The organism is Phyllobacterium sp. SB3, from assembly GCF_040009165.1.
In the GTDB taxonomy this organism is placed as follows: domain Bacteria; phylum Pseudomonadota; class Alphaproteobacteria; order Rhizobiales; family Rhizobiaceae; genus Phyllobacterium.
Genome location: NZ_JBDYKI010000003.1, coordinates 720457 through 733575, shown reverse-complemented (window position 1 = coordinate 733575; position 13119 = coordinate 720457). Strand labels below are relative to the sequence as shown.

Genomic DNA, 13119 nt, shown 5'->3' with positions numbered 1-13119 from the left:
CGGTTTCGTGGCTCTAGACGATCAACTTAATGGCCTACATTCCATAACTAGCTCCCTGCAAATCACAATCTTCCTCATGGTGAGCCCCGTCGAACCACGCAATGAATTAGATGCCAATTAGCCGGTTAATGAGCGTACCAGTCTAAATAACCGAAAGCGTCCAGGTAACGATATCGCTGGTGGTATCGTCAAAGGCGCTATCCAGCGCAGCAATATAAGATGCACTGCCAGCACCGCGTACCGCAGTAGTCGAGCGGAAGACCTTGGTTGCGCGCACTGTGCCATTCTTGTCATTGAGTATCTTCACGGCAATCTCGACAACTGCTGTTTCATTGCCTGAAGCATCGATATTAAACGTGCGGATATTGCTGATCACCTGATAGTCGATGGCGAGACCATCGCCCGGACGACCAACACCGCCGAGGCGTCCAGTGCTTTCAAATGCCTGTGCCAGACGCGACTGCACAATATTCGGCAGGCGATCTGCCCACTGCGCACCCTTCAAAAACGAGATCGAATTCGGGCCGGAGCGCACGACGACATTTTCGCCATCCAGCGCTTTCAATGCGGAGGGAGCGGCAATCAGAATCTGACGACCCTGCTTCCGTGACGAGGTAACTTCCGGTGAAGGACTGGAAAGATCGAACGTGTCGAGCTTCTTTGAACTGGCGCAGGCCGACAAAGACAATGCGAGAACCAACGCAGCGATTACTGTTTTCGATTTTACCACTTAACCAATCCCGACGCGTAACTATTCATTAACTTTCATGCGGTGCGAATACGTCAAAGTCAACGGCGCGTGCGTCCGTCATATTCCGGAACATTACCGCCGCCACCGAAAATCACCCGTTGCGGGTTTTTCTCAAGATCGGTGATGGCGCGTTCAATACGCTGAACCGACTGCCGGCTTTCATTCACGAGTGACTGCACATCACGCAATCCCTGCCCCGAAAAGCGGTTGAGATTGTCTGTGATCGGCCCAAGTCGCGCATTCAGATTATCAGCCACTGAACGGTAAGACTGCAAAGTCTGACGTGCTTCGCGAACGACACTGCCATCCTCATCGGAGAGCTGTTTATCGAGCTTGGCCAGAACACCATCGACACGGGTAGAAGCATTGTTGAGCTTGGCCATCATCTGACGAGCCTCACTAACAACAACCTGAACGTCTTCGGCACTACGGCTGAATTTCTCGATGACATCAGAGTTCTTGGCAAGAGCGTCCGTGAACTGCTTGGTATTGTTCACAGTATCAACCAATGGCCCCTTCACTTCCGTAATAAAGCTTTCAATCGACCCGACCGCGCCATCAACACGCTCAAGGATCGTTTGCGCCTTCTGCAGAAGATTGTTCACCACTGAGGGATCGGCATCGATACGAGCTATCGAATCTTCCTTTGCCGCCTCTTCAAGCAGCATCGGCTCGTATAGCTTGCCGCCCTTCAATTCGATGAAGGCCTGTCCCGTAAGACCAGCAAATCCAAGCGTGGCCTGCGTGGAACGTGTAATCGGCGTCGTCGCATTGACTTCGGCCTGCGCGATAACGGCATCAGGATTGTTGCTATCGATCGACAAGCGCCGGACAGTGCCCACCTTGATACCATTGAACAGCACTTGACTGCCCTCGGCCAAACCCGTCACCGAGCCAAGAATACGGATTTCCAGCGTTGCAGTCTCGGTCTTATCGCCATAACGCGCGATCCAGTAAACGAATCCGAAGGCGAGCACGCAGACAGCAAGCGTGAAAATACCGACCAGAACATAATTGGCTTTGGTTTCCATAGACTACTCTGCCCGACCCTGTTGTTCCGCTGGCCTGTTCTGCGGTTGTGTATTTGGCGCTGGCGCGGTTTCCTCGCGCGCCGAACGCCGCCTGTTATCGCCATTGGATACAATTTGACGAGCACGCTTTCCACGGAAATATTCTTTGACCCACGGATCGTCAAACGCCAACATGTCCTCAATGGTTCCTTCAATGAGAACCTTCTTGTTCCCCAATACCGCGATTCGGTCGCATACGGCGAACAGGCTATCGAGATCGTGGGTCACCATATAGACGGTCAGTCCCATCGTATCGCGCAGATCAGCGATCAACTGGTCGAAATCCGCAGCACCGATAGGATCAAGACCCGAGGTCGGTTCATCAAGGAAGACGATTTCCGGATCAAGCGACAAGGCACGGGCCAAAGCCGCGCGCTTGATCATGCCGCCTGAAAGTTCGGAAGGAAACTTGTCGGCCGTGTCAGGTTTCAATCCAACGAGCTCAATCTTGAGACGCGCAAGTTCATCCATGAGCTTGTGCGGAATGTCGAGATATTCACGCATCGGTACTTGAATGTTCTCAAGCACCGTCAATGATGAAAACAGCGCACCATGCTGGAACAGCACTCCCATGCGCATATCGACAGCCAGCTTATCCTGATCGGTCGCCTCATCGATATCGTGGCCGAAAATACTGATCTTGCCCTTCTGCTTCTGATTAAGCCCAAGGATTGTCCGCATCAAAACAGACTTACCTGTACCGGAGGCCCCGACGAAACCCAGAATCTCGCCCCGATAGACATCAAGGTCAAGATTGTCGAGCACCGTCGAGCGGCCGAACGACACGCTGACATCCCTTACGGAAAGGATGATATCATCAGCCTTTTCGTCGGTGCTCTGATTGTTTTGTTTCGGGTTCATGCGCCTCGGTTCTGAAAGACTTAAAAATTGATGGACGCGTAGAAGATGGCGAAAATACCATCGACCACAATGACCACGAAAATCGATTTGACCACGGATGCCGTCACCCGTTGCCCCAGCGATTCGGCGCTGCCGCCAACCTTCATGCCTTCAACCGAAGCCATCACGCCAATAATCATGGCCATGAATGGTGCTTTGATCAAACCGGCAAGATAGCTCGAAAGGTCAATGGCATCGCGCAAACGCTGGATAAAGGCATCCGGCGGAATTCCTGAATAGGCCCAAGTGATTGCCATAGCACCAGCGAGAGCGGCAAAATCTGCGATAATCGTCAGCAATGGCAGCGAGATTACCAGCGCGACGAGCCTTGGGAAAACAAGGACACCGACTGGATTAAGGCCGATTACGGTAAGCGCGTCGGTTTCTTCACGCATTTTCATCGAGCCGATTTCGGCGGTGATGGCACTGCCTGAACGACCTGCGATCATGATAGCCGTCAAAAGCACACCGATCTCGCGCAGCACCAGAATGCCCACAAGATCGACAACAAAAATTTCCGCGCCGAAATAACGCAGCTGAAAAGCACCTTGTTGCGCGATGATCGCGCCGATAATCGTCGACATGAGCACAACCACCGGCACGGCGCCAATACCCATACTGTCGATCTGGTGCACAATAGCCGCCGGGCGAATACCACTGCGGCTGCCACCCTTCATTTGCGCACCGCGCACTGTAGCGCCCAGAATATGCATCGCCTTGATGAAATCATCGCCGAAAGCATAGACCGTACGGCCAATTGATTCGAAGAACCGGGTTACCAAAGGTGGACGGTCGATATGAACGACTTCCGGAGGTGTCGCCGCAATCTCACCAACGGCTTCAAACAGGGCACCCCAGCTTTCCGACTGGCCCTCAATCGTCACTTGCTTGCCAGATTTCTCCAGCGCAGTCCGCAGGCGCTCTATCAGCCAGGTACCGGCCGTATCCAGCAATTCCACGCCGGAAAGGTCGATAACGGCGCTTGTAAAGCCGTTATCACCACCAATGTCACGCATGGCTTCATCCACGCGGCGAACGTTGCGTGTGGTCCAGGCGCCGGTAAGTGTAACTGTTGCGCGGTCTCCATCCTTGCTGAACTCAACATGTGGAGGCGCTGCAGTAGAAGCACTTGAATTGTTTGCTCTATCGGTCAACATCACCAACACACATATCGAGTCTCCGGGCCGATGTCACTTGAACAATTAAGGCGTAAATCATGTCAATTAATCTGGATATTGCGGTAGAGCGCTGGCCCATTGCCGGAACGTTTACAATCTCCCGTGGTTCCAAAACGGAAGCGGCAATTGTCGTCTGCACGTTGACCGATGGTGCTTATAGTGGCCGCGGTGAATGCGTACCCTATGCCCGTTATGGCGAGAGCATAGAATCCGTAGTCGCCGAAATTGAAGCTTTGCGTGGTGCTCTGAAGAATGGCGCGACTCGTGACGGTTTGGTCACGCTGATCCATGCGGGCGCTGCACGCAATGCGGTGGATTGCGCCCTGTGGGATCTGGAAGCGAAACGTAACCACAGTAGCGTAACGTCAATACTGGACATGCCAGCCTTGCACGACCTGACAACTGCTGTAACCGTTTCATTTGGCGATGCTGCAACCATGGCGGAGGCCGCGCGAAATTTCGCAGACAGGCCATTGATCAAGGTCAAGGTTGGTGGCGAAAACGATGCGGAGCGGATACGCGCGGTGGCGGAAGCTGCACCTTCAAGCCGCATCATAATCGATGCCAATGAGGGCTGGACTGACGCCAATATCGTTGAAAACATGCTGGCATGTGCCAAGGCGGGCATTGTGCTTATCGAGCAGCCTCTGCCTGCCGGAAATGATGCGATTCTCGCGAAGATACCTCACCCCGTGCCGATCTGCGCTGATGAAAGTGCCCACGGAACCGACGATCTGCATACGCTGCTGGGTCGCTATGACAGCATCAATATCAAACTGGACAAGACCGGCGGCCTGACAGAGGCGCTGCGCATGCAGAAACGTGCACGCGAACTCGGCTTCGGTATTATGGTGGGGTGCATGGTGGGCACATCATTGGCCATGGCACCTGCGGTTCTCGTTGCGCAGGACGCAGATTTCGTCGATCTCGATGGCCCGCTGATCCTTAAAGAAGATCGGGCGCCCGGACTTGAATTCACAGGAAGCCGTGTTTCGCCACCAAAACCCGAACTGTGGGGCTAAGCCTCGCGCTGCTCAAGCTTCAGCGAGACCACTGCTAGTGCAAGGCCAATAGCAGCGAGCACCACCATCGCGTAGAAGCCGTAAATTCCCGTCGCCGCATAAAGCGGGCCTGACGCCATGGTAGCGATTGCCAGCGACGTACCAATAAAGAAAGTCGATAGTCCCTGCGCCGTGCCCCCGCGCTCTTCGGGAATGGTCAGCACGATCATTTTCTGCATACCAAGAAATGACAGGGCGAACGAAAAGCAATGCAGACATTGAACGACCAGAAATCCACCAACACCAAGCCCGAAAGGTTCGATGAGCGGGAACACCGCCCAGCGGAACATCGCGATGGCAGAACCGATCATCAGCACCTTGGCAGGATGAAAATTGCCGAAGATGCGGCGGAAACAGGTGAACATGATCACTTCCGCAACCACCGAAATCGACCAGAAAGCACCGATAACGGTTTCTTCTATGCCAATTGATTTCCAGTAGATCGCTGAGAAACTGTAACCATAGGCATGGCTAGCCTGAGTGATGCCAGTCGCGATCAGAAAAGTCACGAAAGCCGGTCGGCGCAGTGCCCTGCCCGCATCCGCTATATCCACGTCGGAAAGCGGTGACAGACGGCGTGGCTTGCCAATCCGGGGAACGATGAAACTCATACCGCAGGCAAGCAGGAGTGCGCCAAGCAAGGCCCAGGGAATGATGTGCTCGCCAAACCGCTGGATGAACATGCCGGCGACAAAGGATGTGAGCAGGAACGAGATCGATCCCCAAACCCGCATCTTGGCAAAATCGGCTCCATAACGCCGAACGCCTGACAGCGCGATTGTGTCGGCCACCGGCACTTGCGATGTCCATGGCGGAGAAAGCAGCAGCGATACGGCAAGAATGCCGACAAAACCAAATGGCACGAAATAGAATGCCGCAACAATAACTGCCAGAACTGTACACAGCGTAAGGATATGCGCGCGATCATTGGAGCGGTCTGCAAGCATCGAAACCAGTGGTGCCGCGATAACCCGCACAAACAGCGGCATTGACAGAACAATGGAGATTTCCGTCGGCGTCAGTGAACGGTATTCAAGCCAGAGCGGGAAATATGGCAGGTGCAACCCGCTGGACATGAAAATAGCAAAATAGGTCAGTGCAATCCGTAGCTCGAAGCGAGACGGTTTGCCTTGGCTTAAATCCGCAACGGCGGCTGTCATTGGTGGAACTTTCGGAAGTTCGGAGCTGCTCAGGCAGAATCGCAACCATGCGTTGCCTTGAGATTCGCAATTATCATGAAATTCAACGAGTTCATAGAATTAGAGGCGGACCATACGCACAAATTCATTGTGTTCCCGGCACGCACGAACGATGATTCACAATATCTAACGAACAGAAATAGTCCGGCTGGGTTTGACCACACGCCCGGGCACTTCGCGGGAGACGCCTATCTTCGTCAGAATGCTTTCGAATATATCGGCACAAGCTTTCCAGCTGAATCCTTCCAAGGTGGTTTCCGGATCAACATTACCCATGGCCAGTGCCGCCAGTGCAGCCTCGCCCAAATCTTCCGATAGAACACCAGCGCCGGTCGCGTCGATAACATCTTTCGACCCCGGTACAGGATAGGCCGCAACCGGCAATCCGGAGGCGATGGCCTCCAAGAGTACCAGCCCGAACGTATCGGTGCGGCTCGGGAAGACGAAGACATCGGCCCCGGCATAGTATCTTGCCAGTGCTTCACCTTCATGTTTCCCGGCAAAGACAGCCTTTGGATATTGGCGCTTCAGATTGTCGAGGTCGGGACCATCACCAATAATCAGTTTCGTGCCCGGCAGATCCAGCGACAGGAACGCTTCGAGATTCTTCTCGATGGCAACACGCCCCACACAAATGAAAACAGGATGCTGCAAGCCCAGATCAATGTCCGGCTGTGGCCGGAACAATTGCCGGTCGACGCCTCGCGTCCACACTTTCAGGGTTTCAAAGCCGCGTGCAACCAATTCGTCATGGATCGACTGCGTCGGCACCAGACAGGATTCGGCGGCATTGTGAAAGCGGCGCAACCAGCCATAGGACCAGGATAGCGGGACCGGCAGGCGCTTGCGCAGATACTCGGGAAAACGGGTATGGAAGCTGGTCGTAAAGCGCCAGTTATTCTTGATGCAGGCGCGCCGTGCCATCATGCCAAGCGGCCCTTCGGTGGCGATATGCACATAGGCAGGCTGTATGGCCTCAATGCGCGCCTTGACGGCAGAGGGCAAAGTCAATGCAAGCCGGATTTCCGGATATGTCGGGCAAGGTGCTGAACGGTAGTCCGCCGGGGAAATGATCGTCACCTCGAAGCCCCGCGCTTCCATTTCCTCGCGCACCTTGGTCAGGGTCCGCACGACGCCATTCACTTGCGGATGCCAAGCATCCGAAACGATGACGAGCCGTTTTACCTCGTCACGCCGCATTCGCCGCCTTTGGCCGCTTGTCGGCAATCTGGATCACGGGAGCAAATCCTGCCTGTTCGCCGATGAGGTGAGTCCATGAAAGGAGTTCCATCCGGCCGTCGAAATGTTCGACAATTGCCGTGCAGCTTTCCACCCAATCTCCGGTATTGATATATTCGATACCGTCGATCTGTTCGATGGTGGCGTGGTGAATATGGCCGCAAATGACGCCATCCGCTCCGATACGGCGTGCCTCGTCGGAAACAACGGTCTGGAAAGAGCCGATGAAATTGACGGCTTTCTTGACGCGGAACTTTGCCCAGGCGGAGAACGACCAGTAGCGCAGGCCAAGGCGGCGGCGCACCTTGTTCATCACCGTGTTGATGGCCAGCGCCGCGTCATAGGCCCAATCACCAAGATATGCGATATGACGGGCGTTACGAACAACCACATCGAACTGATCGCCGTGGATCACAAGGAATTTACGGCCATCGGCCGTTTCGTGCATCATGCGGTCCGTGACTTCAATGCCGCCGAAATGCGTACCCTGAAAGTCACGCAGGAACTCGTCATGATTTCCGGCAATGTAATGAATTGTCGCGCCCTTGCGGCTTTTGCGCAGGAGTTTCTGCACAATATCATTGTGCTCCTGCGGCCAATGCCATGAGCGGCGCAACCGCCAGCCATCAACAATGTCGCCGACGAGATATATGGTTTCGGCGTCGTGATACTTCAGAAAGTCCAGCAAAAAGCTGGCCTTGGCACCTTTTGAACCGAGATGGATATCGGACAGAAACAGCGTGCGAAACTTTTTGGGTTCGGTCTCGACCATGATGCGGATCTCCGTATCGCGCTGACGCATATGCGTCTTTCTGCGCGACACAAACCCGATTCATGTCACAGTCTTATGACGGCAAGGAAAAATGCAGACTTACGCGATAAAGACTTGTATCAAATCTGGGTTCATTTAAGCCTCAGATGGACAGTTGAATTTTAGACCAAAGACGCAGACCGATACTCCGGAAGGAACCAATTCATGGCTCAGGACAACACACCCGGCAATTCAGAACTTGATGAAAGCGCGCTGTTTTACCATCGCTTTCCGACGCCGGGTAAGCTGGAAATTCAGGCGACAAAGCCGCTTGGCAACCAGCGCGACCTTGCCCTCGCCTATTCTCCAGGTGTTGCCGCTCCCTGTCTGGCCATCCACGCAGACCCGTCCAAGGCTGCCGATTACACCAGCCGCGCCAATCTGGTTGCAGTGGTTTCCAACGGTACTGCCGTGCTTGGTCTTGGCAATATCGGACCACTCGCTTCCAAGCCTGTAATGGAAGGCAAGGCGGTCCTTTTCAAGAAATTCGCCAATATTGACGTATTCGACATCGAAATTGATGCGCAGGAAATCAACAGGATTGTCGATGTTGTTGCAGCTCTTGAGCCAACATTCGGCGGCATAAACCTTGAGGATATCAAGGCACCGGAGTGCTTCGAAGTCGAAGAGCAGCTTCGCGAGAAGATGAACATTCCGGTGTTCCACGATGACCAGCACGGCACGGCCATCATCGTCGCAGCCGCCATCATCAATGGTATGGAGCTTGCCGGCAAAGACCTGTCAAAGGTCAAGATCGTTGCTTCCGGTGCTGGCGCGGCAGCGCTTGCCTGTCTCAACCTTCTCGTCAAGCTTGGCGCAGATCGCAAGAATATCTGGGTCTGCGACCTTGATGGTGTGGTCTATGAAGGCCGCAACACACTTATGGATCGCTGGAAGTCCGTTTATGTACAGAAGACCGATGCGCGTGTTCTGGCCGATGTTATTGGCGGAGCAGATGTGTTTCTCGGCCTGTCAGCAGCAGGCGTGTTGAAACCTGAACTGCTGAAACAGATGGCGCCAAATCCGCTGATTATGGCGCTCGCCAATCCTAATCCGGAAATCATGCCGGAAGTAGCGCGCGCTGCACGCGCTGACGCGATGATCTGCACAGGCCGGTCGGACTTCCCCAATCAGGTCAACAACGTCCTTTGCTTCCCCTATATTTTCCGGGGCGCGCTGGACTGCGGCGCTAGTGCCATCAATGAAGAAATGAAAATGGCGGCGGTTCAGGCCATTGCGGCGCTTGCCCGTGAAGAGCCGTCAGACGTTGCCGCCCGCGCCTATTCCGGCGAAACACCGACATTCGGCCCAAACTATTTGATCCCGTCGCCTTTCGATCCGCGTTTGATCCTGCGCATCGCGCCAGCTGTGGCAAAGGCTGCAATGGAAACTGGCGTTGCCGAACGCCCCATCGAAGATTTCGACGCTTATCTCGACCGGCTAAACCGCTTCGTTTTCCGTTCCGGCCTCATCATGAAGCCGATTTTCACTGCGGCAAAAACCGCGGAGAAAAAGCGCGTCATCTATGCCGATGGCGAAGACGAGCGCGTGCTTCGTGCAGCTCAGGTCGTGCTGGAAGAAGGCATTGCCGTTCCAACCCTTATCGGACGTCCGCAGGTCATCGAAACGCGGCTTCAACGCTATGGATTGAAAATCAAGATCGGGCAGGATTTCGATGTCATCGATCCGGAAGACGATCCACGTTATCGCGATTATGTCGATCTGCTGGTCAGTCTTACGGGGCGGCGTGGCACCACACCGGAAGTTGCAAGGACGATGGTTCGTGCCAGCGGCACGGTGATTGCTGCGCTCGCGATCGTACGCGGCGAAGCCGATGCCATGATCTGCGGTCTTGAAGGTCGTTTCGAGCGGCACCTTCGCAATGTCGAACTGATTATCGGCAAATCGGAAGGTATTCGTAACTTCTCCGCGCTCAGCCTGCTTATCTCGCAGCGCGGCGTGCTTTTCCTGACCGATACCTATGTGAATATCGATCCTACTGCGGAAGAAATTGCCGAGAAGACAGTGCTTGCAGCAAACGAAATCCGCCGGTTTGGTATCGAGCCCAAGGCCGCATTGCTCTCGCATTCGAATTTCGGTTCGCGCGATTCCGAAAGCGCCGCAAAAATGCGCAGTGCCTCGGAAATCCTGCGCGTGAAAGCACCAGAGCTTGAGCAGGACGGTGAAATGCATGGCGATAGCGCACTCTCGCAGGTGCTGAGGGAACGCGTGCTGCCGCACTCCCGCCTGACGGATGAAGCCAATCTGCTGGTATTCCCCAATCTCGATGCCGCCAATATCACGCTGAATGTCGTCAAGACTGTTACGGATGCGCTGCATGTTGGCCCGATCCTGCTCGGTGCAGCCAAGCCAGCCCATATCCTGACGCCTTCGGTAACATCGCGCGGCATCGTCAACATGACAGCGCTGGCTGTTGTAGAGGCCTCGCAACGGGTTGAATAGGCCTTCGTCTTATTGCTGCCGCACGAGCGTGGATGGTTTCATCGACATTTTAATATGAGACCATCCATGCTCCGGACACCCTTGATTATCCTTGCCGCATTTGCCGCTCTACTGGCGGTAACCGGGTTGTCTCATGCGCAGAGCGAGAGTTGCGCGCGCATGCAAAGCCGTCTCGACAGGTTGAACAATGATCCGACGCTGGACGAATACGAGTTCAATTTGCGTCGTGATCGCATTGAAGCGGCACTCGATGCCAATAATTGCCCGATAAATGACTATCAGTATCGCGATCTGCCGCGACTGGACGAAGAAGAGCCGGGTTCATACGAGATTTACGGAGGGCGCGAGCCGCAACCTGTCGGCCCCGGTTCAATCCCGGTTCCCATCGAGGGTGGCCAATACCAAACCATGTGCGTGCGCACATGTGACGGTTATTATTTCCCGCTGACCTATGAGACAGGGGCGGAAAACTTTCCCCGCGATCAGGCGCAATGTCAGGCACAGTGCCCCGGAGCGCAGCTTTTCTTCAAGCCAACAGGGGAAGAGCGGCCCGAAGCAATGATTTCGCTTGGTGGTCAGGCTTATCGGGATATGCCGAACGCGTTCAAATTCCGCAAGGCTGGCGCCAATGCTACGCCGCAATGTACATGCCAGAAAACCGCCGGCAATTTCTCGACCATGGGTAATCCGCGCGAACTTGCAAAACAACCGCCCAAACCCACGTCACCGCCCGCACCGCCTTCTCAGCCCAAAACGCCATCGATTATCGCGATAGACCCTCAACAACCTGCGGTGACGAAGCAAGAGCCTTTGCCGACTACGCCAGCACCAACCGAGCCCGCAAAGCTGCCGGTAATCGAACCGGCAAAGCCCACAGTGACAGAACCGGCTAAGCCAAAAGAGCAACCGGTTCAGACAAAGGCAGAGCCCGCCCCGCCAGCTCCAAAGGTAGAGGAAAAGCCCTCTTCGATCATTGAACTGGGCAAACCGGCGACCGAAGCGCCATTGCCAAAACCCTTGAGCGAGGACAAGCCTATCGATCCGAACCGAAAGGTCAGGGTCGTCGGGCCAACGTTCCTTCCCGACCAAGGAGGGGCAAAAGATCCGCAAGCTCAGGACCGGAAGCCCGGCCCGTAAGCGCAATACGCAGAGGCATGAACAAGCCTTTGCCCTTGCGGCCGCTTTGTGTCTTCACAGCATCCGTCCACTCTTTCCAGGTCTCGCGGCTCCATGGCTCCGACGGCAAAATGTCGAAAGCTGCATTGATAAACTCACGATCTTCATCAGCCAAAGCCTCATCGGCAGCGGGGCCATTTTTGACAATTGCCCACCACTGGGATGCATCTGATACGAAGGTCAGATTGCTGCGAACGGCCAGCCAGAATGCTTCTGCATCGCTGCCTTCAATGCCAAGAGCCGCAAGCCTCTCCTTCGCGTCAGCAAAAGACATGGCATGAATCAGCGTGCGATTCAGCGCGTCGAGATCCGCCGGATCAAATTTCGAAGATGACTTTGATGTAGCCGCCGGATCAAAGATTGCGGCCAGCGTGTCCATGTCAGGCACGGCCACCACGTTTTCCGAAGTGCCGGTCAGTACCGCAAGGCTTGCAACGGCCATGGGCTCATAGCCAGCGCGGCGAAGACTGCCCACCGACAATGCGCCTGTACGTTTCGAAAGGCCCTCGCCTGTCGCAGTTGTCAGCAGATTATGATGGCCAAGCTGCGGTGACTTCGCACCCATTGCCTCAAAGATCGAAATCTGAACACCGCTATTGGTGACATGATCGTCACCGCGAATAATATGGGTGATGCCCATGTCGATATCATCGACCACCGACGTGAATGTATAAAGATACGTGCCGTCCTCACGGATCAGCACAGGGTCTGACAGTGACGCAAGATCGACAGTTTCCGGACCGCGAACCAGATCGTCCCAATGCACTTCGGTGCGCACAGGAGCGAAAGGATCACCCTTGAAATTCGGTAGGAGAAAACGCCAATGCGGGCGCTTGCCTTCAGCTTCCAGTTTCGCCCTGTCTTCGTCAGATAATTTCAGCGCATCGCGGCCATAGACCGGCGGCAGACGCCGTGCGAGACGAAGCTTGCGCTTCAGGTCAAGCTCCTCGGCAGTCTCGTAGCATGGGTAAAGCAGACCGGCAGCCTTCAGCTTTTCAGCGGCCGCAGCATATTCGGCAAAGCGCTTCGACTGATATTCCACGCGGAAAGGCTTGATGCCCAGCCATTCCACATCTTCGGCTATCGCCTCGACATATTCTGTCTTGGATCGCTCAACATCCGTGTCGTCAAAACGCAGGACCATTTGCCCGCCATTTTTCAACGCGAACAGCCAATTGAACAAGGCCGTGCGCGTATTGCCAATATGGATATAGCCGGTGGGTGAAGGAGCAAAACGTACGATTGGGGTCATGGTGGGGGAATATCGGATG

At 54.8% G+C, this 13119-nt stretch carries 11 protein-coding genes; 3 read left to right on the top strand and 8 right to left on the bottom strand.

The genetic code is table 11. From position 1 onward, the window contains the following. Positions 1-142: 142 nt before the first annotated feature. From ABKW30_RS14715 to ABKW30_RS14700, 4 genes are read right to left on the bottom strand one after another with little or no spacing between them, the layout of a single operon-like run. A complete protein-coding gene (locus ABKW30_RS14715; protein ID WP_348599655.1) occupies positions 143-730 on the bottom strand; it encodes an ABC-type transport auxiliary lipoprotein family protein in 588 nt (195 codons plus the stop codon). A gap of 59 nt (positions 731-789) precedes the next feature. Continuing rightward, complete coding sequence (locus ABKW30_RS14710) at positions 790-1782, bottom strand: MlaD family protein (RefSeq protein WP_348599654.1); 993 nt, start codon at positions 1780-1782, stop codon at positions 790-792. Between the two features lie 3 nt (positions 1783-1785). Next, positions 1786-2682, bottom strand: a complete 897-nt coding sequence (locus ABKW30_RS14705; RefSeq protein ID WP_348599653.1) for an ABC transporter ATP-binding protein — start codon at positions 2680-2682, stop codon at positions 1786-1788. 20 nt (positions 2683-2702) lie between these two features. Next, on the bottom strand, positions 2703-3878 hold the full coding sequence (locus tag ABKW30_RS14700) for an ABC transporter permease (RefSeq protein ID WP_348599652.1): 1176 nt from the start codon (positions 3876-3878) through the stop codon (positions 2703-2705). Between the two features lie 59 nt (positions 3879-3937). On the opposite strand from ABKW30_RS14700, the gene dgcA reads away from it, so the two are divergent. After that, on the top strand, positions 3938-4921 hold the full coding sequence (dgcA, locus tag ABKW30_RS14695; RefSeq protein ID WP_348599651.1) for an N-acetyl-D-Glu racemase DgcA: 984 nt from the start codon (positions 3938-3940) through the stop codon (positions 4919-4921). On the opposite strand, the gene ABKW30_RS14690 is transcribed toward dgcA, so the two are convergent. The 3 genes from ABKW30_RS14690 to ABKW30_RS14680 form a co-directional block, all read right to left on the bottom strand. After that, positions 4918-6120, bottom strand: coding sequence for an MFS transporter (locus ABKW30_RS14690; protein ID WP_348599650.1), 1203 nt, complete (start codon positions 6118-6120; stop codon positions 4918-4920). The genes dgcA and ABKW30_RS14690 overlap by 4 nt on opposite strands. A gap of 165 nt (positions 6121-6285) precedes the next feature. Further along, positions 6286-7359, bottom strand: coding sequence for a glycosyltransferase family 1 protein (locus tag ABKW30_RS14685; RefSeq protein ID WP_348599649.1), 1074 nt, complete (start codon positions 7357-7359; stop codon positions 6286-6288). Then, on the bottom strand, positions 7349-8170 hold the full coding sequence (locus ABKW30_RS14680; protein WP_348599648.1) for a UDP-2,3-diacylglucosamine diphosphatase: 822 nt from the start codon (positions 8168-8170) through the stop codon (positions 7349-7351). Before ABKW30_RS14680 ends, ABKW30_RS14685 begins: the two co-directional genes overlap by 11 nt. Before the next feature lie 204 nt (positions 8171-8374). On the opposite strand from ABKW30_RS14680, the gene ABKW30_RS14675 reads away from it, so the two are divergent. After that, positions 8375-10672 carry an NADP-dependent malic enzyme gene (locus ABKW30_RS14675; RefSeq protein ID WP_348599647.1) on the top strand — a complete coding sequence of 766 codons (2298 nt, stop codon included), beginning with the start codon at positions 8375-8377 and terminating at the stop codon, positions 10670-10672. Between the two features lie 66 nt (positions 10673-10738). Next, entirely contained in the window at positions 10739-11809 is a 1071-nt protein-coding gene (locus tag ABKW30_RS14670; RefSeq protein WP_348599646.1) for a DUF2865 domain-containing protein, read from the top strand. On the opposite strand, the gene gltX is transcribed toward ABKW30_RS14670, so the two are convergent. Continuing rightward, a complete protein-coding gene (gene gltX / locus ABKW30_RS14665; RefSeq protein WP_348599816.1) occupies positions 11727-13100 on the bottom strand; it encodes a glutamate--tRNA ligase in 1374 nt (457 codons plus the stop codon). The two genes, ABKW30_RS14670 and gltX, sit on opposite strands and share 83 nt — an antisense overlap. Positions 13101-13119: the final 19 nt, after the last annotated feature.